Origin of the sequence: Rathayibacter sp. AY2B7 (assembly GCF_002931635.1) — a bacterium.
Classification (GTDB): Bacteria; Actinomycetota; Actinomycetes; order Actinomycetales; family Microbacteriaceae; genus Rathayibacter.
The window spans coordinates 1-21,272 of the sequence record NZ_PSUC01000060.1 but is presented as its reverse complement, the minus strand read 5'-3'; the positions used below and the strand labels follow the sequence as shown (position 1 = coordinate 21,272).

Here is a 21,272-nt window from a genome sequence, read left to right as displayed (position 1 = left end):
GCCGGGCTCACCCAGCGGGTCGACTTCGACGTGCAGTTCGGGCTCGAGGGCGAGGCGGGCCGCGGCCGCGCCGACATGGTGGTCCGCCTGCCCGGCGGCAAGGCGATCGCGGTGGACGCCAAAGTGCCGTTCGACGCGTACCTGGAGGCGAGCGCGATCCCCGCGGGCGCCGGCGGAGAGGAGGAGGCGCGGCGCGCGGGGCTCCTGCGCGCGCACGTCCGCGCCCTCCGCGGCCACGTGGACGCGCTGGCCGCCCGCTCTTACTGGACCGGGCTCCCGGCGAGCCCCGAGTTCGTCATCGCGTTCGTGCCGAGCGAGCCGCTGCTCGCGAGCGCGCTCGACGCCGACCCGAGCCTGCTCGAGTACGCGTTCCGCAAGCGCGTCGCCCTCGCCTCGCCGGTGACCCTGTGGTCGGTGCTGAAGACCGTCGCCTACACCTGGCAGCAGAACGTGCTCACCGACGACGCCAAGCGCCTGCTCGACCTCGGCAAGACGCTCTACGCCCGTCTCGGCACCCTCGCCGACCACGCCGAGGGCCTGCGCCGCTCGCTCGAGAAGACGGTCGACTCCTACAACGCCTTCGCCGGCTCGCTCGAGAGCCGCGTGCTGGTCACCGCGCGCCAGTTCGACTCCCTCGACGAGTCGCGCGTCATCGCCCCGGTCGGAGGAGTCGCCTCCTCGCCGCGCCGCCTCACCGCCGTCGAGCTGCTCGCCGCGGACGACGAGTCCGAGCGGAGCGCGTAGGGTCCCCGGTCCCCCGTTGAGCGATCACCGGGCGCGAAGGCCGCGCGCGGGCGGCGCCGTCCATCCGGCTCGACACCCGGACGACCGCAGCTCGCGACGGCGCTCCACCTCCGCGGCTCGGCGGAGTAGCGCCCGCGACGCGCATCGAGACCCGCCGCGGCTCCGCCCGCTCACCTGGTGATGATCGAGGCCGACGTTCTATCGCCCATCACACGCCGAGACGCCACCGCTCTCGCCGAGGCGCCGTCGGCGGGACGGCGCCTCGGCAGCAGTGCGGCGTCTCTGAGAGAGAGTGACGGCCTAGACCCACTTCTCCGCGAGGTGCTGGGCGGTCACGCGGCGGATGGTGCCCGAGCGGGAGCGCAGCACGATGGACTCCGTCGTGATGACGTGGCCCTCCTTGCGCACGCCCTTCACGAGCCCGCCGTTCGTCACTCCGGTCGCGACGAAGTAGGTGTTGTCGCTGCGGACGAGGTCGTTGGCGTGGAGGACGCGATCGAGGTCGTGGCCGGCGTCGATGGCGCGCTGGCGCTCGTCGTCGTCCTTCGGGCGGAGGATGCCCTGGATCACTCCGCCGAGCGCGCGGATGGCGCAGGCCGTGATGATGCCCTCGGGCGTGCCTCCGGTGCCGACGCACATGTCGAGTCGGGAGTCGTGGCGAGCGGCGTTGATGCCACCCGCGACGTCGCCGTCGAGCAGGAGGCGCGTGCCGGCTCCGGCCGCGCGGATGTCCTCGATCAGCTGAGCGTGGCGCGGGCGGTCCAGCACCGCGATGCGCATCTCCTCGACGGGCTTGCGCTTGGCGCGGGCCAGGGCGCGGATGTTCTCGCCGATCGGGCGCTGGATGTCGATGATCCCGACGCCCTCGGGCCCGGTGACGATCTTCTCCATGTAGAACACGGCGGAGGGGTCGAACATCGCGCCGCGGTCGGCGACGGCGATCATCGAGAGCGCGTTCTGGCGCCCGGCGGCGGTCAGCGAGGTGCCGTCGATCGGGTCGACGGCGATGTCGGCGGCGGGCCCCGAGCCGTTGCCGACGTGCTCGCCGTTGAAGAGCATGGGCGCGTTGTCCTTCTCGCCCTCGCCGATCACGACGACTCCGTCGAAGTTCACGGTCCCGAGGAAGGTGCGCATGGCGTCGACCGCTGCGCCGTCGGCGGCGTTCTTGTCGCCCTTGCCGATGAAGGGCACGGCACGGATCGCGGCGGCCTCGGTGGCGCGGACGAGCTCCATGCCGAGGTTGCGGTCGGGGTGGAGGTAGAGCGATTCGTTGTCGATCACAGAGCGGAGTCCTTCGTCGTCGAGTTCGTGCACGTCGTCGCAGGACCCGCGGAGCGGATCCCCATCCCTGCCCGAAGCCTAGTCCAGGGCCCTCCACGGGCGGAGGGACCGCGGAGGGGCGCCTCGCTAGACTCGTCCGCGACGCGGGCCTCGCCCGACCCCCCCCCTCGTTCATCCGTCAAAGGAGATGCCATGCCCGTCGCTACCCCGGACCAGTACGCAGAGATGCTCGACAAGGCGAAGGCGGGCGGCTTCGCCTACCCGGCGTTCAACGTCTCGTCGTCGCAGACGATCAACGCGGTCCTCCAGGGCCTCACCGAGGCGGGCTCGGACGGCATCATCCAGGTCACCACCGGAGGCGCGGACTACTTCGCGGGCCACACCGTGAAGAACCGCGCGGCCGGCGCGATCGCCTTCGCGAGGTTCGCGACCGAGGTCGCCAAGAACTACCCGGTCACGGTCGCGCTCCACACCGATCACTGCCCGCAGAACGCGCTCGAGGGCTTCGTCTACCCGCTGATCGCCGCCTCCGAGGAGGAGGTCAAGGCCGGTCGCGAGCCGCTGTTCCAGTCCCACATGTGGGACGGCTCCGCGATCCCGCTCGACGAGAACCTCGCCATCGCGAAGGAGATCCTCCCGCGCGTCAAGAACATCAACGCCATCCTCGAGGTCGAGATCGGTGTCGTCGGCGGCGAGGAGGACGGCGTCTCGCACGACATCAACGAGCACCTCTACACCACGCTCGACGACGCGATCGCGACCGTCGAGGCCCTCGGCTTCGGCGAGCAGGGCCGCTACATGGCCGCCCTCACCTTCGGCAACGTCCACGGCGTCTACAAGCCGGGCAACGTCCGCCTGCGCCCGGAGCTGCTCCGCGAGATCCAGGACGGCCTGCAGGCGAAGTACGGCACCGGCGCGCTCCCCCTCGACCTCGTCTTCCACGGCGGCTCGGGCTCGACCGACGAGGAGATCGCCGAGGCGGTCCGCAACGGCGTCGTCAAGATGAACATCGACACCGACACGCAGTACGCGTTCAGCCGCTCTGTCGCGGACACCGTGCTGAAGAATTACGACGGCTTCCTCAAGGTCGACGGCGAGGTCGGCAACAAGAAGGTCTACGACCCGCGCTCGTGGGGCAAGATCGCCGAGACCGCGATGGCCGCGCGCGTCGCCGAGGCGACCCGTCAGCTCGGCTCGGCCGGGAACTCCGGGAAGTAGGGCACCGCTCCGTGGCGAACGCACACGATCAGCCGGGCGACAGGCGTCCGGAGCCGCAGTACGGCGAGTACGCCCCGCCCGGCTGGTCGTGGCAGCCGCCGGAGGACGCCGTGGTCGTCCCCGACCCGCGGGGGTCGGAGACCGATCCGAGGCCCGCGACCGCTCCGGCCGCGAAGCCCGTCGCGCATCCCGTCGACCGCCTGCTCACCATCGTGCTGCTCGCGCTCGGCGTGTTCTTCGCCGTGCCGACGCTGCTCGACCCCTCGAGCTTCGCGACGACCCTCCAGGAGCTCTACCGCTCCCAGGGCATCGGCACCTACGCGTCGCCGGAGCTCGCACGGATCCTCGGCGTCGTGGTGGCGCTCGCGCAGTCGCTGATCGTCGCCTTCGCGGTGTGGATCTCGATCCGGCGGCTCCGCGCCGGCAAGCGCGCCGTGCTCGTCCCGATCCTCGGGATCGCGGCGACCGTGCTGCTCTCCCTGATCGTCGCGGCGATCGCCATCCTGGGCGACCCGACGTTCGCGGAGTACGTCACGCGCATGTCGGGCTCGCAGGGCGGCGCGGGCACCGACGTCTAGCGTCGATCCCCGTCCGACCGGACACGGAAGAGGCCGCCGCTCCCGAGGGAGGGCGGCCTCTTCCGTGTGCGGGCCGGAACGCTCTAGGCGCCCGCTCCCGCGCTGATGCGTCCACCGACGCCGCGGGCGTCGCGCTTGCCGGCGACGTCCTTGCGCAGCTCCTTGGGGAGCGAGAACATCAGGTCCTCCTCCGCGGTCTTGACCTCCTCGACGTCGCCGTACCCGGCGGCGGCGAGGTCGTCGAGGACCTCCTGGACGAGCACCTCAGGCACCGAGGCGCCGCTGGTGACGCCGACGGTGCGGATGCCCTCGAGCCACTCCTGCTTGATCTCGCTCGCGTAATCGACCCGGTAGGCGGCCTTCGCGCCGTACTCGAGGGCGACCTCGACGAGGCGCACGGAGTTGGAGGAGTTCGCGGAGCCGACGACGATGACCAGCTCGGCGCCCGCGGCGACCTTCTTGATCGCGACCTGGCGGTTCTGCGTGGCGTAGCAGATGTCGTCGCTCGGCGGGTCCTGCAGGTTGGGGAAGCGCTCGCGGAGGCGGCGCACCGTCTCCATCGTCTCGTCGACCGAGAGCGTCGTCTGCGAGAGCCAGACGACCTTGTCCGGGTCCTTCACGACGATGTTCGGCACGTCGTCGGGGCTGCCGACGAGGGTGACGTGATCGGGGGCCTCGCCCGCGGTGCCCTCGACCTCCTCGTGGCCCTCGTGGCCGATGAGGAGGATCTCGAAGTCGTCGCGCGCGAAGCGGACGGCCTCGCGGTGCACCTTCGTCACCAGGGGGCAGGTCGCGTCGATCGCCTGGAGACCGCGGTCGGCCGCGCCCTGGACGACGGCCGGTGAGACGCCGTGCGCGCTGAAGACGATGTGCGATCCCTCGGGCACCTCGTCGACCTCGTCGACGAAGATCGCGCCCTGGCTCTCGAGCGTGGAGACGACGTGCACGTTGTGCACGATCTGCTTGCGCACGTAGACCGGGGCACCGTAGTGCTCGATGGCCTTCTCGACGGCGACGACCGCGCGGTCGACTCCGGCGCAGTAGCCGCGGGGCGCGGCGAGGAGGACGCGCTTGCGGCCCTCGACGGGGACGTCGCGCAGACGCCCTGTGGCGCGGGGCATGCGCGGCATGGGCAGGCTGATCGGGACTTGGCTCACCCCCTGATTCTACGTGGTGCATCCTGTGCCCGGGCCGTCCCGGTGTCGGACCCGTCCCGTACCGTTGTCGTCGCGGGAGGGCACTCCCGCTCCCCCCGTCCCTCCGAGCAGAGGCAGCGATGACCGACGCCCCACCCACCGCCGACGCACCCTGGCCGGTCGGCCTGCTCGCCAGCAAGATCAAGGGCTGGATCGAGCGCCTCGGCACCGCGTGGGTCGAGGGCGAGATCACCCAGTGGGGCGCGTCCGGCGGCAACGTCTACGGGAAGCTGAAGGACCTGTCCGGAGACGCGACGGTCGGCTTCACCGTCTGGTCGTCGGTGCGGAGCCGCCTCCCGGCCGACCTCAAGCAGGGCGATCGGGTCATCGCGCTGGTGAAGCCCAACTACTGGGTCAAGGGCGGCACGCTCTCGATGCAGGTCTTCGAGATGCGCCACGTCGGCCTGGGCGATCTGCTCGAGAAGCTCGAGCGGCTCCGCCGGCAGCTCGCGTCGGAGGGGCTGTTCGACGCCTCCCGCAAGAAGCCGCTGCCGTTCCTCCCGCACGGCGTGGGCCTCATCACCGGCAAGGACTCGGACGCCGAGAAGGACGTGCTGCGGAACGCGCAGCTGCGCTGGCCGGCGGTGCGCTTCCGGGTGGTCCACTCGGCCGTGCAGGGCGACCGGACGGTCCCGGAGGTGCTCTCGGCCCTGCGGACCCTCGAGGCCGACGACAGCATCGACGTGATCGTTATCGCCCGCGGAGGCGGCGACTTCCAGAACCTGCTCGGCTTCAGCGACGAGGCGCTCGTGCGCGCCGTCGCCGCCTGCTCCACTCCGGTCGTCAGCGCGATCGGCCACGAGGCCGACCGCCCGCTGCTCGACGACGTCGCCGACCTGCGCGCCTCCACTCCCACCGACGCCGCGAAGAGGGTCGTGCCCGACGTCTCCGACGAGCTGCTGCGCGTGCAGCAGGCCCGGCTGCGGATGACCGGCCGCGTGAGCGGGCTCGTCTCGCACGAGATCGACCGGCTCTCGCAGCTGCGCTCGCGGCCGGTGCTCGCCCAGCCGCACGTGCTGGTCGACCGGCACTCCGAGGAGCTGACCCGCTGGGTCGCGCGCGGCGCCGAGCTGGTGGACCGCCGCCTCGAGCGCGCGCACCTCGAGGTCGAGCGCCTGCACGGCCACCTGCGCGCCCTCTCCCCCCAGCACACCCTCGACCGCGGCTACGCGATCGTCCAGAACGCGGCCGGGCACGTCGTCCGGGCACCCGGTGACGCGCCGGCCGGCGGCGCACTCGTCCTCACGCTCGCGGAGGGGGCCGTCGGCGCCCGCTCCGAGGGGCCTACCGGCGATCCCGCCGGCCGGTCCTGAGCCCGCCGCGCCACCCGTCCCCCCTCAGCCCCGATCGATAGGATCAGACCCATGCCCGACTCCCCCGACGCCCCGGCGACCGACTCCGACGTCTCGGGATTCTCCTACGAGCAGGCGCGCGACGAGCTCGTCCGCGTCGTGTCCGAGCTCGAGCAGGGCAGCTCCACCCTCGAGCGCTCGCTCGCCCTGTGGGAGCGCGGCGAGGCCCTCGCCGCCCGCTGCGAGGAGTGGCTGATCGGAGCACGCGCCCGGCTGGACGCGGCCCGCTCCGGAGGGGCGGCCGCCGGATGAGCCGCGCGAAGTCCGCGCGGGTCGTCGCCGAGCTCGGGCGCCCGGAGACGGCCGCCGAAACGGCGGCACGCAAGGCCGAGAACTCCCGGCTCTACCGTCAGCGCAAGACGGTCAACAACCTCGTCTTCTCGCTGCTCGCGACCGTCGGCGCCGTGGCGCTCATCGTCCTGCTCGTCCCCCGCGGCGACACCGTGGAGCTCTCCTCGGTCGATGTCCCCCGCGTCGCCGCGCAGGTCCAGCTGGGCGAGGAGCAGACGCTCGCCGTGCCCTCCCTGCCCGAGGACTGGAAGGCCAACGCGGCCGAGCTCCGCCGCGAGAACGGCACCGACTACTGGTACGTCGGCCTGATCACCCCGAAGGCGGGCTACATCGGCCTGAGCCAGGGGCTCGACGCGGACGCGGCCTGGGTCGCGACGCAGCTCGACCGCCGGGCGGCGACCGGCGTCGAGACGATCGACGGCCGCGACTGGACCGTCTACGACCACCGCGACTCCGGCGACGACACCGGCAACACGCCCTACGCACTCGAGACGACGGAGGGCTCCAGCACCTACCTCGTCTACGGCACGGCCCCGACGGACGAGATCCGCCTGGTCGTCGACGCCATCACCCCGCAGATCGGCCAGGAGGAGTCCCGATGAGCCTCGGAACCAGCAGCACCGTCCCCCGCGAGTCCCGCCCGCCGGCGTGGGTCTGGAAGGAGATGCTCCGCGGCAACCAGCGCTTCGTCGCCGGCGAGCCCCGCCACCCCCGCCAGGACGTCGAGCGCCGCGCCGAGCTCGCCGCCGCGCAGGCCCCGCTCGCCGCGCTCTTCGGCTGCAGCGACTCCCGCCTCGCGGCCGAGATCATCTTCGACCTGGGGCTCGGCGACCTCTTCGTCGTCCGCAACGCCGGCCAGGTGATCGCGGACTCCATCATCGGCTCGCTGGAGTACGGTGTCGCCGTCCTCGGCGTGAAGGTGCTGCTCGTGCTCGGCCACGACGAGTGCGGAGCGGTCCGGGCGGCGATCCAGTCGCAGGCGCCCGGCGCCGAGCGGCTCCCCCCGCACATCGAGCACCTGATCGAACCGATCATCCCCGCGGTGCGCCGCCTCGTGGGCGCCCAGCCGGACGGCCGCGTCCTCGTCGACCCGTCGGCGACCGACGCGCTGGCCGTCGGCCGCGAGCACCTGCGCGACACGGTCGCCGAGCTGCTCCAGCGCTCCCCGCTGATCGCCGACGCTGTCGCGACCGGGCGGCTCGCCCTCGTGGGCGCCAACTACCGGCTCTCGGACGGCACCGTGATGTCCGATGTCGTGCTCGGCATCGATCCGCCCGAGCTCAGCCCCTACGTCTCCGAGCTGGAGCGCGACTCCGGCTCGGCCTCCTCCGCCGCCGCTCCGAGCGCGGTGGGATCGGATCCCGCGTGAGCGGCTCCGGACAGCACAGCACCAACCGATCAGACAAGGACGAACACAGCGTGGTGGACCACTCCCCGACCGACGACTCCGGCGACTTCCGCATCGAGCACGACACGATGGGCGAGGTGCGGGTCCCCCGCGACGCCCTCTACGCCGCGCAGACCCAGCGGGCGGTCGAGAACTTCCCGATCTCCGGTGCGGGCCTCGAGCCGGCCCAGATCGCGGCCCTCGCCCGCATCAAGAAGGCGGCAGCGCTGGCCAACGCCGAGCTGGGCGTGCTCGACGCCGACATCGCCACGGCGATCGCCGACGCGGCCGACCTCGTCGTCGGGGGCGGCTACGACGCGCACTTCCCGATCGACGTCTACCAGACCGGCTCGGGCACGTCCTCGAACATGAACATGAACGAGGTGCTGGGCTCGCTGGCGACCACGGCCCTCGGCCGCACCGTGCACCCGAACGACCACGTCAACGCCTCGCAGTCCTCCAACGACGTGTTCCCCACCTCGGTCCACGTCGCCGTCACCGGCGCGCTGATCGAGTCGCTGATCCCCTCGCTCGAGCAGCTCGCCGAGTCGCTCGAGGTCAAGGCGGAGCAGTGGGCCGAGGTCGTCAAGGCCGGCCGCACCCACCTGATGGACGCCACCCCGGTCACGCTCGGCCAGGAGTTCGGCGGCTACGCCGCGCAGATCCGCCTCGGCATCGAGCGCGTGCAGTCGGCGCTCCCCCGCGTCGCCGAGGTCCCGCTCGGCGGCACCGCGGTCGGCACCGGGATCAACACCCCCGCCGGCTTCCCGCAGAAGGTCATCGCGCGCCTCGCGGAGGAGACGGGCCTGCCCGTCACCGAGGCCCGCAACCACTTCGAGGCCCAGGGCGCGCGGGACTCGCTGGTCGAGGCCTCCGGAGCGCTGCGCGTGCTCGCGGTGAGCCTGACCAAGATCAACAACGACCTCCGCTGGATGGGCTCCGGCCCCAACACCGGCCTCGGAGAGCTGCGGATCCCCGACCTCCAGCCCGGATCCTCGATCATGCCCGGCAAGGTGAACCCGGTGATCCCGGAGGCCGTCCTCATGGTCTGCGCGCGCGTGATCGGCAACGACGCCACCATCGCCTGGGCAGGCGCCTCCGGTGCCTTCGAGCTCAACGTCGCGATCCCCGTCATGGGGACGGCGCTGCTGGAGTCGATCCGCCTGCTCGCGAACTCCGCCGTGCTGCTCGCCGACAAGACCGTCGACGGCCTCGAGGCCGACGTCGAGCACGCCCGCGCCCTCGCCGAGTCCTCCCCCTCGATCGTCACCCCGCTCAACAAGGTGATCGGCTACGAGGCCGCCGCCAAGGTCGCGAAGAACTCGGTCGCCAAGGGGATCACCGTCCGCGAGTCGGTCGTGGACCTCGGCTTCGTCGAGCGCGGCGAGGTGACGGAGGAGCAGCTCGACAGCGCTCTCGACGTCATGTCGATGACCCGCCCCGGCTGAGCCCGGCCCTCCGACGGCCCGTCCCTGCGCTCGGCGCGGAGGCGGGCCGTCAGAGCACCAGCCAGAACCCCGCGAGCAGGAACGGTCCGAACGCGACCCGCCCGCGGACGCGCAGCACGAGCACCCACAGCCCGGCCACCGCGAAGCCGACAGCGGGCGCGGCGACGACGTGCTCGGGTCCGAGAGCCGCGAGCGGCGGTGCGAGGGCCGCCTGGAGCTTCACGTCGCCGAGGCCCAGCCCGCCCGCCACGTGCAGCACGCCCAGGCACAGCACCGTCGCGAGGACGGCGACAAGCGTCCCCTCCGTGGGCGCGAGGACGGCTCCGACCATCAGCAGCGGGAGCGTGACCGCATTCGGGAGCCGGTGCCCGCGCACGTCCGCCAGCACCAGCGGCACGCTCGCGAGCGCCACTGGGACGAGGCCGGGCGCCCGACCGAGGTGCGGGCCCCCGATCAGGAGGAGCGCCAGGGCGCCGAGGAGCAGGGCGGCCCGGTCGAGCAGAGATCCGCGGAGCATCCGCCGAGACTAGGGTGCGACGCCCGCGGGGCGTCGGAGTTCTCCACAGGGCGGCCCGCCGGCGTGCTCGGGCGGCGGCGGGTCCCAGCCCGGCCTCAGTCGCGCGGTGGCAGCGGTCCCAGCAGGAGCGACGCCCAGGCGCCGTGCGCCGACGCGTCGTCGGAGGGGTGGAACTGCCCGGCGAGCACGTCGCGGTAGAGGCGGCCGAGCTCCGACCTGCGCTGGTACGCCGACCCGCCCGCGATCCGGACGGCACTCTCGACCACGCGGAGCGCTCCCTCCGTGGTGCGGATCTTCACCCCGACCAGCGAGGGGAACCAGCGCGCGCCGCGGTCGACGAGCGCGTCCACGTCGGCCGCCGCCGAGCGCAGGGGCGCCTCGAGCCCGTCGAGCAGCATCCCCGCCTCAGCCGCCCGGTGCCGCACCTCGGGGTCCTCCGCCAGTGGCCGCCCTCCCGCCCGGAGGGAGGTCCGTCGGCGGACGGAGACGACGGCGAGCTCGAGCGCGCGCTGCGCGACACCGAGGTAGACCGAGGAGATCAGCAGCTCGAAGGCCGCGAAGACGGCGAAGACGAAGGGGTCGGCGGTCGGTCCGACGGGCAGCGAGCGGATCATCCGCTCGGCCGGGACGACGACGCCGTCGAGCACCGTCGTGCGGCTCTGGGTCGCCCGCATGCCGAGCGTGTCCCAGTCGTCGCGGACCTCGAGCCCGGCAACCGGAGACTCCGGGCTCTCACGGTGCACGAAGCCGTGCACGAGCCGCGGCTCCGACCCGCTGTCGTCGCGGCCGAACACGCCGAGCCGCGTCCAGGCGGGCGCGAGGGAGGTGAAGACCTTCGTGCCGGTGAAGCGGTAGGCGCCGTCCCCGAGCGGCTCCGCCCGCGTCAGCGAGTCCGAGAGCACGAGGTCGTTGCCCGCCTCGCTGTTGCCGAAGGCGAAGACGTGACCCGCCGCGGCGTCGACGAGAACCGAGCGGAGGGAGTCGTCGCCCCGCTCGAGCAGGAGTCGCGCGATCCCGGTCCAGACCAGGTGCATGTTGACGGCGAGCGCGGTCGCGGGCGCGGCCGTCGCGAGGCGCGTCTGCTCGGCGGCCGCCTGCTCCAGGCCGAGGCCGGCACCGCCGAGCTCCTCGGGGACGAGCAGCGCCAGGTACCCGATCGAGCGCAGCTCCTCCAGGTCGTCCGCGCAGAACGCGTTGCGCTCGTCGTAGTCGGCCGCGCGGGTGCGGAAGCGCTCCAGGAGCGCATCGTCGAGGATGCTCACCTGTCCACGCTACGCCCCGGTGCCCTGCAGGGACGCGCCCGGCCCGGGGATCCTCGGCTCCCACGGGCCGGACGCACGGCGAGCCCGTCAGGCGAGCTCGTTCGACTCCAGCATCTCGGTGACCAGAGCGGCGATCGCCGAGCGCTCCGAGCGGGTCAGCGTGACGTGCGCGAACAGCGGGTGGCCCTTCAGCGTCTCGATCACGGAGGCGACCCCGTCGTGCCGGCCGACCCGCAGGTTGTCGCGCTGCGCCACGTCGTGGGTCAGCACCACCCGGGAGTTCTGCCCGACCCGCGAGAGCACCGTGAGCAGGACGTTCCGCTCCAGCGACTGCGCCTCGTCGACGATCACGAACGCGTCGTGCAGCGAGCGCCCGCGGATGTGCGTGAGCGGCAGCACCTCGAGCATCCCGCGCTCGATCACCTCGTCGAGCACGTTCTGCGACACCAGCGCCCCGAGCGTGTCGAAGACCGCCTGCGCCCAGGGGTTCATCTTCTCGGCCGCGTCGCCGGGCAGGAAGCCGAGGTCCTGGCCGCCCACCGCGTAGAGCGGCCGGAAGACCATGATCTTCTTGTGCTGGCGCTTCTCCAGCACCGCCTCCAGGCCCGCGCAGAGCGCCAGCGCCGACTTGCCGGTGCCGGCCCGGCCGCCGAGCGAGACGATGCCGACCTCCGGGTCGAGCAGCAGGTCGATCGCGAGCCGCTGCTCCGCCGAGCGCCCGTGCAGGCCGAACACGTCCTTGTCGCCGCGGACCAGCGTGATCTGCCGCTTGCCGGTGACCCTCGCGAGAGCGGAGCCGCGGTCGGAGTGGACGACGAGTCCGGTGTTGACCGGGATGTCGGCCACGACGTCCGTGAAGAGCCGCTCGCGGTCGTAGAGCTCGCTCATCGCGTCGCCGCCGAGCGTCACGTCGTCCATGCCGGTCCAGCCGGACTCGGGGGCCTGCTCGGCCAGGTACTCCTCCGCGGCGAGGCCGATGGAGGCGGCCTTCACGCGCATCGGCATGTCCTTGGACACGACGGTGACCGCGGCGCCCTCGCTCTGCAGGTTGAGCGCGACGGCGAGGATCCTCGCGTCGTTGTCGCCCATCTGGAGCCCGCTCGGCAGCACCGACATGTTCGAGTGGTTGAGCTCGACACGGAGCGTGCCGCCCCGGCCGACGGCGATGGGGAAGTCGAGGCGCTCGTGCTGCACGCGCAGCTCGTCGAGGCGGCGCAGGGCCTGCCGGGCGAAGTAGCCGATCTCGGGATCGTTGCGCTTGCCCTCGAGCTCGCTGATGACGACGATCGGCAGCACGACGGCGTGCTCCGCGAACCGGAACATCGAGGAGGGATCCGACAGCAGCACCGAGGTGTCCAGGACGTAGGTGCGGAGGAGCTGATCGGCCGGATCCGAGGAGCCGTGCTGGACACGGCGGTGGACGCCGCCCTGCGTCCCGGTCTGCGGATCCATGCCCTGGGGAACTGTCACGACGACTCTCCACACTCCGGGGGCCGGAGCCCCCGGCTCATGTCCTCGAGCCGGCCTCATCGGTGCGTGTCGTGCACCGCGCAGTGTCCCTTCGGCGTCTGCGCGATGTCGAGCCGTACTTCTGTGGCCGTCTCGACCAGGCGCTGTACCTGATGACTCGAACCTAACCCGGCGAATGACATCCGTGTGCTTCTCACCGCTACGAATGTGTAACCAGTGTGTGAACGCGCGGAATCCGGCCTAGTAGTCGATGCTCGTGGCCGACGAGATCAGGGCGGCGCGGAGCAGCGCGAGGGTCGCGTCGGTGGTGCCGGCGTGCGCGCTGAAGCGGACGGTGCTCGGACGCAGGCGCGCGGTGACGCCGTGCGCGGCGAGGGAGGCTGCCAGCGGGGCCAGCTCCTCCGGCTCCGGCTCGACGACCACGATGCCGGCGCGCTCGTGCTCGCCGCGGGAGCCCACGACCGCCAGTCCGAACTCGTCCGCGAGGTCGACGATCGCGCTGACCCGCTCCGCCACGAGCGCGGCGATCGTCGACTGCCCGACCGCGGCGACCTCCTCCAGCGCCGACGCGAGCCGGGCCTGGGCGATCGGGTCCGGGTTGCTGATGCTGAAGGCGCGGGCGTCGCCGCGCGGCGGAGCCACCTCGTCCCACGGCTCCGCCTGCTCCGATCCCGTCCAGCCCGAGAGCACCGGGGTCAGCCGCGACAGCGCCCGCTCGCTGAGCGCGAGGAAGCCCGTCCCCCAGCCGGCGCGGAGCCACTTCTGGCCGCCGGTGACGACCACGTCCGCCAGCTCGTAGGGCGCGTCAACGACGCCGAAGCCCTGGATCGCGTCGAGGACGAGCATCCGGTCGCCGATCACGTCGCGGATCGCCGCGACGTCCGCGAGGTAGCCCGTGCGGGAGTCGACCAGGCTCACCGCGACGGTCGTCACGTCGTCCGTGAGCTGCTCGCGGACCGCCTCCGGCGTCACCCGTCCCTGCTCGGTCCGCAGCCAGCGGGGCTCCACCGAGCCGAGAGCCTGCGCCGAGCGCACCGTCGCGAACGGCAGGCTCGGGAACTCCGCGGCCGACAGCAGCACCGCGCCCGAGGCGCCGAACAGCGCGTGCAGGAGGCCGGTCGAGGTGTTGGGCTGGAAGACGACGCTGTCGGCGGGGACGCGCACGAGCGCCGCCGCCGCCCCCCGGACGCGCTCGTCCTGCCGGAACAGCTCGTCGAGGGTGCCGCTGCGCGCGCGCACCAGCAGCTCGACGGCCGCCTCCTGCTCGGCGGCGACGGTCGCCGAGAGCGGGCCCACCCGGCCGAAGTCGAGGTACCCGGTCTCCTCGCCGAAACCGGCGAGGTAGTCCTCGGTCGTAGTGGAGGTGGCCTCGTTCGAGCTCATGCCGGCCCTTCCGGTCGGTGGTGCGGCAGGAGCCGCGAGGTCAGCTGCCGAAGCGGCGGTGCCGTCCGGCGTAGTCGCGGAGCGCGCGGAGGAAGTCGACCTCGCGGATGTCGGGGCCGAGCGCCTCCATGAAGTAGAACTCGCTGTGCGCGCTCTGCCAGAGCATGAAGTCGGAGAGGCGCTGCTCCCCCGAGGTGCGGATGACCAGATCGGGGTCGGGCTGCCCGCTGGTGTACAGGTGCTCGCCGATGAGCTCCGGGGTCAGCAGGCCCGCGACGTCCTCGATGGAGGAGCCGCGCTTGCCGTGCTCCTCCAGGATGCTCCGCACGGCCTGGGCGATCTCGTGCCGCCCGCCGTAGCCGACCGCGAGGTTGACGTGCAGGCCCGTGTGGGAGGCGGTGCGCGCCTCCGCCGTGTCGAGCGCGGCCACGAGCGAGGGCGGGAGGCCCTCGTCGGAACCGACGTGCTGCACGCGCCAGTCGGGCTGCTGCGAGACCTCCTCGGCGAGGTCGGCGATGATCGCGATCAGCTCGGTCAGCTCGCTGCTGTCGCGGCCGACGAGGTTGTCCTGCGAGAGCAGGTAGAGGGTGACGTGGCGCACGCCGAGCTCGTCGCACCACTGCAGGAACTCGTGCACCTTGGCGGCGCCGGCCCGGTGGCCGTGCGCGGCGGTCTCGAGGGCCCGCTGCCGCGCCCAGCGCCGGTTGCCGTCGATGATCATCGCGACGTGGTTCGGCAGGGAGTCGGGAGGAAGGCTCGAGCGGAGGCGCTTCTTGTAGACGCCGTAGAGGAGGTCCCTTCCCACAGGCAGTCTCGGCTTCGGCACAGTGACACGGTAGTCGACCCGGGGCGCTCCTCGAAGCCCGGCGGCGCTCGGCGTCGGCCCGGGACGGCGTCGTAGTCTGTCCGGCATGAGCCAGCGGCCGACGCCTCCCCCGTCCGATCCCCGCGCCCGCACCGACCGCGGCGGAGACGCCGTCGGAGCGGACGGCCCGGACCTGCCCGCCCTCCCCCTCGTCGAGGACGCGATCGAGCACGACTCCTCGGCGGAGGTCCGGCCCACCTGGCGCGGCTGGATCCACGCCGGCCTCTTCCCGCTCGCGATCGTCGCCGGAGTGGTGCTGATCGTGGTCGCGGAGGGGACCGCGGCGAAGTGGGCGGCCGCGGTGTTCGCGACCACGTCGCTCCTGCTCTTCGGCAACTCCGCTCTGTACCACCGCTTCGACTGGAAGCCGCGGACGAAGATGATCCTCAAGCGGATCGACCACGCCAACATCTTCCTGCTGATCGCCGGCACCTACACGCCGCTGGCCGTGCTCGCCCTGCCGCCCGCGCAGGGCACGCTCCTGCTGGTCCTGGTCTGGGCGGGGGCGCTGCTCGGGATCGGCTTCCGCGTCTTCTGGATCGGGGCGCCGCGCTGGCTCTACGTGCCGCTCTACCTGCTGCTGGGCTGGGCGGCCGTGATGTACCTCGGACCGCTCTTCGAGGCCAGCGCGACGATGATGGTGCTCGTCCTCGTCGGCGGGCTCTGCTACTCCGCCGGAGCTGTGATCTACGGGATCAAGAAGCCCAACCCGGTCCCGGGCGTCTTCGGCTTCCACGAGATCTTCCACGCGCTCACTGCCGTGGCGTTCCTCTGCCACTGGACGGCGGCGCTGATCGTCTCGCTCCACCCCGCGTACAACGCCTAGCGACCCCGGGCCCACCGCTGCGGGCCGGGCTCAGCCCTCGCTGCGCTCCGCCTCCTCGGCGTCGAGCCGCTCCTTCACCTGGGCGGTGTAGGTGGTGCGCCGCACGCGCCGGACCATGTCGAGCGCGAGGAGGACGGCGGCCAGAGCGATCACGAGCATCGTGATGAAGCCGAAGAGGCCCGGCGTGACCGTGTCCTCGTTGAACTCGGGACCCGGGGTCGGCACCGTCGTGGAGGTGAGGACGACGGCGCGCTGGGCGCCCTCGAGCAGCCCGGCGATCACGCGCGCACCTCGTCGGCGACGACGACGCCGGAGCCGTCGGGCTCCGGGGACACCGGGGCGTCCCCCGAGGGCTCGGGGTCGGGAGCGATCGGCGGGACGACCGCGGTCGGGCCCGGGGCGAGCTCGGCCAGGTCGAGACCGGCGAAGAGATCCGTCTCGGGCGTCGGCGCGTCGACCCGGCTCTCGACGAGCTGGAAGTCGTCGGTCGGCCAGGCGGCGTCGATCGCCTCGTGCGGGAGGAAGAAGAAGGCGTTGTCCGGAGCGACCTGGCTGGCGTGGGCGAGCAGGGCCGCATCGCGCCGATCGTGGAAGCCGGAGATCACGACCCGCGTGGTCGCGAGGTACGGGGTGTCCTCGTTCCAGCGCTTCATCTCCTCGAAGACCGACAGGCGCGGGTCCTCCGGGTCGATCGAGCGCAGGTGCTCGGCGATCGCCCGCAGCTTCTGGCCGCTGAAGACGCGGTCGTAGTACAGCTTCGAGATCGACCACGGAGCGCCCGTGCCCCGGTACTCCTCGGCGAGGCCCGCCGCGCGGTACGCCTCGACGGCGACCTGGTGGGCGCGGATGTGGTCGGGGTGCGGGTAGCCGCCGTTCTCGTCGTAGCTGATGATCACGTGCGGCCGGAACCGGCGGACCAGGCGCACGAGCGGAGCGGCGGCCGTGGCGAGCGGCAGGCCCGCGAACGACGCGGCGTCGACCTTCCCGTCCTCGGGCATGCCGGAGTCGACGAAGCCGAGCCAGGCGTGCTCGACGCCGAGCGCCTCGCGAGCGGCCGCCATCTCGTACCGGCGGAGGCCGCCGATGTCGCGCTCGGCGTGCGCGCGGGCCTCGAGGCCCTCGTTCAGCACGGAGCCGGCCTCGCCTCCGGTGCAGGAGACCACCATGACCTCGGCGCCCCGCGAGGCGTAGGCGGCCAGCGTCGCCGCGCCCTTGCTCGACTCGTCGTCAGGGTGGGCGTGCACGGCGAGGAGGCGCGGGGTGTCCCGCACCTCCGAATCGACGGAGACCTCGACGGCCTGGGACACGATCGCTCGATTCCTCGGGGTTTAATGGGATCGGCGCTCCCGTCCGCGAAGGACGCGCGCCACCCGACCAGAGTAGACGCATCACCCAGGGAGTTCCGTGGCCGCCCGCACGTCCGAGAGCGTCGAGGGAGCCGCCGCGCCCGCACTCGATCCGGACGCCGTCCGCGCCGCTGGACCCCTCGCCACCCGCTACGGCCGCACGACGCGCACCCGCCGCGGGAACCGCTGGCTCTTCGGCGGCGTCGCGCTCGCCTTCGTCGCCGTCTTCGCCGCCTGGGTCGTCTGGGCCGGACTCGACGGAGCACGCGGCGGGGTGGACGTCCAGGACACCGCGCACCAGGTCGTGGACGACCGCACCGTCACCGTCTCCTTCGACCTCACCGCGCCCGTCGGCCGCGAGGTCGCCTGCGCGGTCCAGGCCCTCAACGAGCAGTCCGCCGTGGTCGGCTGGCTGGTCGTGGAGTACCCCGCCTCGACGGAGCGCTTCCGCTCCTACACGGAGACGGTCCGCACCACCGAGCTCGCGAACACAGGTTTGATCTCCTCCTGCTGGCTCCCGTAGGCTTGCCCGAAGCCCTGACGGACTCGTCGGGGCCTCGCCATTCCCACCGCCGCCTGACGCCGGCCGTCCCCACCGCCGGACGCGGACACCTCCGCACGGTGCTGCCGGGCGCCGCGAGCGCGGCCCGCAGAGCAGGAGCCCACCATGGCCGACCAGTCACAGGTGACCTGGATGACCCAGGAGTCGTACGACCGCCTCGAGGCGGAGCTCACCGAGCTGTCCACCAACGGACGCGAAGAGATCGCCAAGCGCATCGAGGTCGCCCGCGAGGAGGGCGACCTGAAGGAGAACGGCGGCTACCACGCCGCGAAGGACGAGCAGGGCAAGATCGAGGCCCGCATCCGCCAGCTGACCTCCCTCCTCCGCGAAGCCGAGATCGGCACGCCCCCCGAGAGCCACGGAGTCGTCGAGGCCGGCACCATCATCACCGCCGAGATCGCCGGCGACGAGTCCCGCTTCCTCCTCGGCAACCGCGAGATGGCGGGCGAGAGCGACCTCGACGTCTACAGCCCCCAGAGCCCCCTCGGATCGGCGATCATGGGCCTGAACGTCGGCGACACCGCCCGCTTCACGGCACCCAACGGGCGGGAGATCGAGGTCCGCGTCGCCAACGTCGAGACCTGGTCCGGCCACTGATCGCACGTCGCGGCGCTCTCCGCGGCGTTGTCGTCGGGCGCGATACCGCCGGTATCGCTTCCTCCTCCGCCTTGCGGAGAACGCCGCGACGCACGATCAGCCCTCTCCAGACAGGGGGCGCCGGCTTCGCGGCGACAGCGTAGGGCGCGATAACGCCGGTATCGCTTCCTCCTCCGCCTTGCGGAGAACGCCGCGACGCACGATCAGCCCTCTCCAGACAGGGGGCGCCGGCTTCGCGGCGACAGCGTAGGGCGCGATAACGCCGGTACCGGCTTCCTCCTCCGCCTTGCGGAGAACGCCGCGACGCACGATCAGCCCTCTCCAGACGGGAGCGGGGCGCCGGCTTCGCGGCGACGGCGGAGGACGCGAGAGCGCCGGAACCGGCTTTCTCCTCCGCTTGGCGGAGAACACCGCGACGCGCCTTCACCCCTCTTCGGACGGGGGGCGCCGGCTTCGCGGCGAGGGCAGAGGACGCGAGATCACCGTGATCGGCTTCTTCCCCGCTGTACCGGGAACGCCGCGACGGACGAACCGCCTTCCCCGGACCGTGGGCGCCGGAGTCGCGACGGGATCGCGGACGCGGCGCCCATAAGCGGTCAGTTGCGCGAGATGCGGGGGGCGTAGCCGGCGTCGGTGAGGACCTGGATGACGCGGTCGGCGTGCTCGGGGCCGCGGGTCTCGACGCTGATCTCGATCTCGACCTCGCTGATCTGCAGGCCCCGGCCGTGCCGGGTGTGCAGCACCTCGACCACGTTCGCGTTCGCCTCCGAGATGAGCTCCGCGATGCGCGACAGCTGCCCCGGACGATCCGGCAGCCCGATGCTCATCTTGAGGTAGCGCTCCGACGCGGCCAGGCCCCGGCTGATCACCCGCTCCATCATCAGCGGATCGATGTTGCCGCCCGACAGGATGACCGCGGTCGCTCCGGCGTCGCGGATCTTCCCCGTCAGGATCGCCGCGATGCCCACCGCGCCCGCGGGCTCCACCACGAGCTTCGCCCGCTCCAGCAGCACCAGCAGGGCCCGGGCGATGTCGTCGTCCTCGACGGTGACGACCTCGTCCACCATCTCGCGGACGATCGCGAAGTTCAGCTGCCCCGGCTTCGCCACGGCGATGCCGTCGGCGATCGTCGGAGAGATCGTGATCGCGGTCGGCTCGCCGCTCGCGAGCGAGAGCGGGTACGGTGCCGCGTTGGCCGCCTGCACGCCGATGACACGGAGAGTGCGCCCCTCCTCGGCCGCCTTCTGCTTGGCCGCCGAGGCGACCCCGGCGATGAGGCCGCCTCCGCCGATGGGCACCACGATGGTCTCGACGGCGGGGGCCTGCTCGAGGATCTCGAGGCCGACCGTGCCCTGGCCGGTGATCACGTCGGGGTGGTCGTAGGGAGGAACGAAGACCGCGCCCGTGCGCTCGGCGAACTCCGCCGCCGCCGCGAGCGCCTCGTTGAAGATGTGCCCGCTCAGCACCACGTCCGCGCCGTAGTCGCGGGTGGCCGCGAGCTTGGGCAGCGCGACGCCGATCGGCATGAAGATCGTGGCCTTGATCCCCAGCTCCCGCGCCGCGTAGGCGACGCCCTGCGCGTGGTTGCCGGCCGAGGCCGCCACGACTCCGCGGGCCCGCTCCTCCGGGGTGAGCCGCGACATCCGGAACACCGCTCCGCGGATCTTGTAGGAGCCGGTGCGCTGGAGGTTCTCGCACTTGAGGAACACGGGCGAGCCGAGGACCTGCGCGAGGAAGGTGCTCGTCTCCATGGGGGTGGCGGCGATGACGGGGGCGAGGACGGCGCGGGCCGCCTCGAACTCGTGGAGGGCGGGTCCGACGACGCGGCTAGTCTGCATGCTCTGCGGCAACTCTCTCGGGGGTTCGGGTCGGCGAGCGCCAGGCTCCGCTCGCGATGTACTTGACCATGACGTTGAGCGTGGCCACGACGGGCACCGCGAAGAAGGCGCCGGCGATGCCGCCGATGATCGAGCCTCCGGCCACCGCGAGCACCACGGCCAGCGGGTGGACCTTGACCGCCGACCCCATGATCAGCGGCTGGAGGATGTGGCCCTCGAGCTGCTGCACCGCGAGGACGACGATCAGCAGGAAGAGCGCGATCAGCGGCCCGTTGTAGACCAGCGCGATGAAGACGGCCAGCGCCCCCGTCACCACGGCGCCGATGACCGGCACGAAGGAGCCGAGGAAGACGAGCACGCCGATCGGGATGGCCAGCGGGACGCCGAGGAGGAAGGAGCCGAGGCCGATGCCGACCGCGTCGACGAAGGCGACCAGGATCTGCACCTTCACGAAGTTGGTCAGCGTCACCCAGCCTGCGCGACCGGCGCCGTCGACGGCTCCGCGGGCGCGGCGCGGGAAGAGGCGGACGACCCAGCTCCAGATGTTCGGCCCGTCGATGAGGATGAACAGCGTCGAGAAGAGGGTGAGCAGCACGCCCGTCAGCAGGTGGCCGACGGTCGAGCCGACGCTGAGCGCGCCGCTGACCAGCATCCCCGAGTCCTGCTGCAGGGCCGTGAGCGCCTGCTGCGCGTACTGGTTGATGTCGGTCTCGGTGAGGTGGAGCGGCGACTCGAGGAGGAAGGCCTTGAAGTCGTCGTAGGACTGCACGGTCTGCCGGCTGAGGTCGTCGAAGCCGGAGTAGACCTGGGTGACGACGAGGAAGAGGAGCCCGCCGATCACCACGACGATCCCCAGCTCCGCCAGGACGACGGCCGCCCACTTGGGCCAGCGGTGGCGCTGGAGGAAGCTCGAGAACGGCACGAGCAGGGCGGCGATCACGATCGCGAGCAGGAGCGGGATGACGATCAGCCGCAGCTCGATGACGAGCAGCACCAGCACCGCGAGCGCCGCAACCACGACGAGGACGCGCCAGGCCCACGCACCGGCGATGCGCATCCCGTCGCTCACGAAGGCCGAATCGGCGACGGGAGCGGGCCGGGAGGGGGCGGC

The 21,272-nt window shown here is 72.3% G+C and carries 22 protein-coding genes; 11 read left to right on the top strand and 11 right to left on the bottom strand.

Annotated elements, in window-relative coordinates:
- A partial coding sequence (locus tag C5C27_RS10910; RefSeq protein ID WP_146079663.1) for a DNA recombination protein RmuC occupies positions 1 to 744 on the top strand: 744 nt, incomplete at its 5' end.
- Positions 745 to 1,044: 300 nt separating this feature from the next.
- On the opposite strand, the gene glpX is transcribed toward C5C27_RS10910, so the two are convergent.
- Positions 1,045 to 1,977: a class II fructose-bisphosphatase gene (gene glpX / locus C5C27_RS10905; RefSeq protein WP_097165697.1), complete on the bottom strand. Its 933-nt coding sequence runs from the start codon at positions 1,975 to 1,977 to the stop codon at positions 1,045 to 1,047.
- Positions 1,978 to 2,217: 240 nt separating this feature from the next.
- Between glpX and fbaA the strand changes: the two genes are divergently transcribed.
- Positions 2,218 to 3,243, top strand: a complete 1,026-nt coding sequence (fbaA, locus tag C5C27_RS10900) for a class II fructose-bisphosphate aldolase (RefSeq protein WP_104224414.1) — start codon at positions 2,218 to 2,220, stop codon at positions 3,241 to 3,243.
- Positions 3,244 to 3,254: 11 nt separating this feature from the next.
- Entirely contained in the window at positions 3,255 to 3,821 is a 567-nt protein-coding gene (locus C5C27_RS10895) for a DUF6264 family protein (protein WP_104314381.1), read from the top strand.
- Positions 3,822 to 3,904: 83 nt separating this feature from the next.
- Here C5C27_RS10895 and C5C27_RS10890 read toward each other — a convergent pair whose 3' ends face one another.
- A complete protein-coding gene (locus tag C5C27_RS10890) occupies positions 3,905 to 4,951 on the bottom strand; it encodes a 4-hydroxy-3-methylbut-2-enyl diphosphate reductase (RefSeq protein ID WP_104225527.1) in 1,047 nt (348 codons plus the stop codon).
- A gap of 146 nt (positions 4,952 to 5,097) precedes the next feature.
- Between C5C27_RS10890 and xseA the strand changes: the two genes are divergently transcribed.
- The 5 genes from xseA to C5C27_RS10865 are packed head-to-tail and all read left to right on the top strand — an operon-like array spanning position 5,098 to position 9,495.
- Positions 5,098 to 6,330, top strand: a complete 1,233-nt coding sequence (gene xseA, locus C5C27_RS10885) for an exodeoxyribonuclease VII large subunit (protein ID WP_104224417.1) — start codon at positions 5,098 to 5,100, stop codon at positions 6,328 to 6,330.
- 51 nt (positions 6,331 to 6,381) lie between these two features.
- Positions 6,382 to 6,621 carry an exodeoxyribonuclease VII small subunit gene (locus tag C5C27_RS10880; protein WP_104224418.1) on the top strand — a complete coding sequence of 80 codons (240 nt, stop codon included), beginning with the start codon at positions 6,382 to 6,384 and terminating at the stop codon, positions 6,619 to 6,621.
- Entirely contained in the window at positions 6,618 to 7,262 is a 645-nt protein-coding gene (locus C5C27_RS10875) for a DUF4245 domain-containing protein (RefSeq protein WP_104314380.1), read from the top strand. The genes C5C27_RS10880 and C5C27_RS10875 overlap by 4 nt, the downstream gene beginning before the upstream one ends.
- On the top strand, positions 7,259 to 8,029 hold the full coding sequence (locus tag C5C27_RS10870; RefSeq protein WP_208543312.1) for a carbonic anhydrase: 771 nt from the start codon (positions 7,259 to 7,261) through the stop codon (positions 8,027 to 8,029). The genes C5C27_RS10875 and C5C27_RS10870 overlap by 4 nt, the downstream gene beginning before the upstream one ends.
- 50 nt (positions 8,030 to 8,079) lie before the next feature.
- Positions 8,080 to 9,495, top strand: coding sequence for an aspartate ammonia-lyase (locus C5C27_RS10865; protein ID WP_104237526.1), 1,416 nt, complete (start codon positions 8,080 to 8,082; stop codon positions 9,493 to 9,495).
- A gap of 49 nt (positions 9,496 to 9,544) precedes the next feature.
- On the opposite strand, the gene C5C27_RS10860 is transcribed toward C5C27_RS10865, so the two are convergent.
- From C5C27_RS10860 to C5C27_RS10840, 5 genes are all read right to left on the bottom strand, one after another.
- Positions 9,545 to 10,012 carry a prepilin peptidase gene (locus C5C27_RS10860; protein WP_104314379.1) on the bottom strand — a complete coding sequence of 156 codons (468 nt, stop codon included), beginning with the start codon at positions 10,010 to 10,012 and terminating at the stop codon, positions 9,545 to 9,547.
- A gap of 95 nt (positions 10,013 to 10,107) precedes the next feature.
- Positions 10,108 to 11,274, bottom strand: coding sequence for an acyl-CoA dehydrogenase family protein (locus C5C27_RS10855; protein WP_104314378.1), 1,167 nt, complete (start codon positions 11,272 to 11,274; stop codon positions 10,108 to 10,110).
- An 87-nt stretch (positions 11,275 to 11,361) separates the two neighbouring features.
- Entirely contained in the window at positions 11,362 to 12,726 is a 1,365-nt protein-coding gene (locus tag C5C27_RS10850) for a PhoH family protein (protein ID WP_104224423.1), read from the bottom strand.
- 258 nt (positions 12,727 to 12,984) lie between these two features.
- Entirely contained in the window at positions 12,985 to 14,127 is a 1,143-nt protein-coding gene (locus C5C27_RS10845) for an aminotransferase class V-fold PLP-dependent enzyme (protein ID WP_104314377.1), read from the bottom strand.
- A gap of 40 nt (positions 14,128 to 14,167) precedes the next feature.
- Positions 14,168 to 14,932: an isoprenyl transferase gene (locus tag C5C27_RS10840; RefSeq protein ID WP_279630826.1), complete on the bottom strand. Its 765-nt coding sequence runs from the start codon at positions 14,930 to 14,932 to the stop codon at positions 14,168 to 14,170.
- A 106-nt stretch (positions 14,933 to 15,038) separates the two neighbouring features.
- On the opposite strand from C5C27_RS10840, the gene C5C27_RS10835 reads away from it, so the two are divergent.
- Positions 15,039 to 15,818 carry a hemolysin III family protein gene (locus C5C27_RS10835; RefSeq protein WP_104268443.1) on the top strand — a complete coding sequence of 260 codons (780 nt, stop codon included), beginning with the start codon at positions 15,039 to 15,041 and terminating at the stop codon, positions 15,816 to 15,818.
- 30 nt (positions 15,819 to 15,848) lie between these two features.
- Here C5C27_RS10835 and C5C27_RS10830 read toward each other — a convergent pair whose 3' ends face one another.
- Positions 15,849 to 16,100 carry a hypothetical protein gene (locus tag C5C27_RS10830; RefSeq protein ID WP_258066638.1) on the bottom strand — a complete coding sequence of 84 codons (252 nt, stop codon included), beginning with the start codon at positions 16,098 to 16,100 and terminating at the stop codon, positions 15,849 to 15,851.
- Positions 16,097 to 17,125, bottom strand: a complete 1,029-nt coding sequence (gene mca / locus C5C27_RS10825; protein WP_244229458.1) for a mycothiol conjugate amidase Mca — start codon at positions 17,123 to 17,125, stop codon at positions 16,097 to 16,099. The genes C5C27_RS10830 and mca overlap by 4 nt, the downstream gene beginning before the upstream one ends.
- Before the next feature lie 97 nt (positions 17,126 to 17,222).
- Here mca and C5C27_RS10820 point away from each other — a divergent pair, with 97 nt between their 5' ends.
- The gene (locus C5C27_RS10820) at positions 17,223 to 17,687 is read left to right on the top strand and encodes a DUF4307 domain-containing protein (RefSeq protein WP_104224427.1); all 465 of its coding nucleotides are present in this window, start codon (positions 17,223 to 17,225) and stop codon (positions 17,685 to 17,687) included.
- A 144-nt stretch (positions 17,688 to 17,831) separates the two neighbouring features.
- The gene (gene greA, locus C5C27_RS10815; RefSeq protein ID WP_104225519.1) at positions 17,832 to 18,323 is read left to right on the top strand and encodes a transcription elongation factor GreA; all 492 of its coding nucleotides are present in this window, start codon (positions 17,832 to 17,834) and stop codon (positions 18,321 to 18,323) included.
- A 596-nt stretch (positions 18,324 to 18,919) separates the two neighbouring features.
- On the opposite strand, the gene ilvA is transcribed toward greA, so the two are convergent.
- Together ilvA and C5C27_RS10805 are read right to left on the bottom strand one after the other, a co-directional pair.
- Positions 18,920 to 20,161 (bottom strand): threonine ammonia-lyase, encoded by a 1,242-nt coding sequence (gene ilvA / locus C5C27_RS10810; RefSeq protein ID WP_104224429.1) that lies wholly within the window; start codon positions 20,159 to 20,161, stop codon positions 18,920 to 18,922.
- On the bottom strand, positions 20,151 to 21,272 hold a 1,122-nt coding region (locus C5C27_RS10805; protein WP_258066636.1), incomplete at its 5' end, for an AI-2E family transporter. The genes C5C27_RS10805 and ilvA, both read right to left, overlap by 11 nt.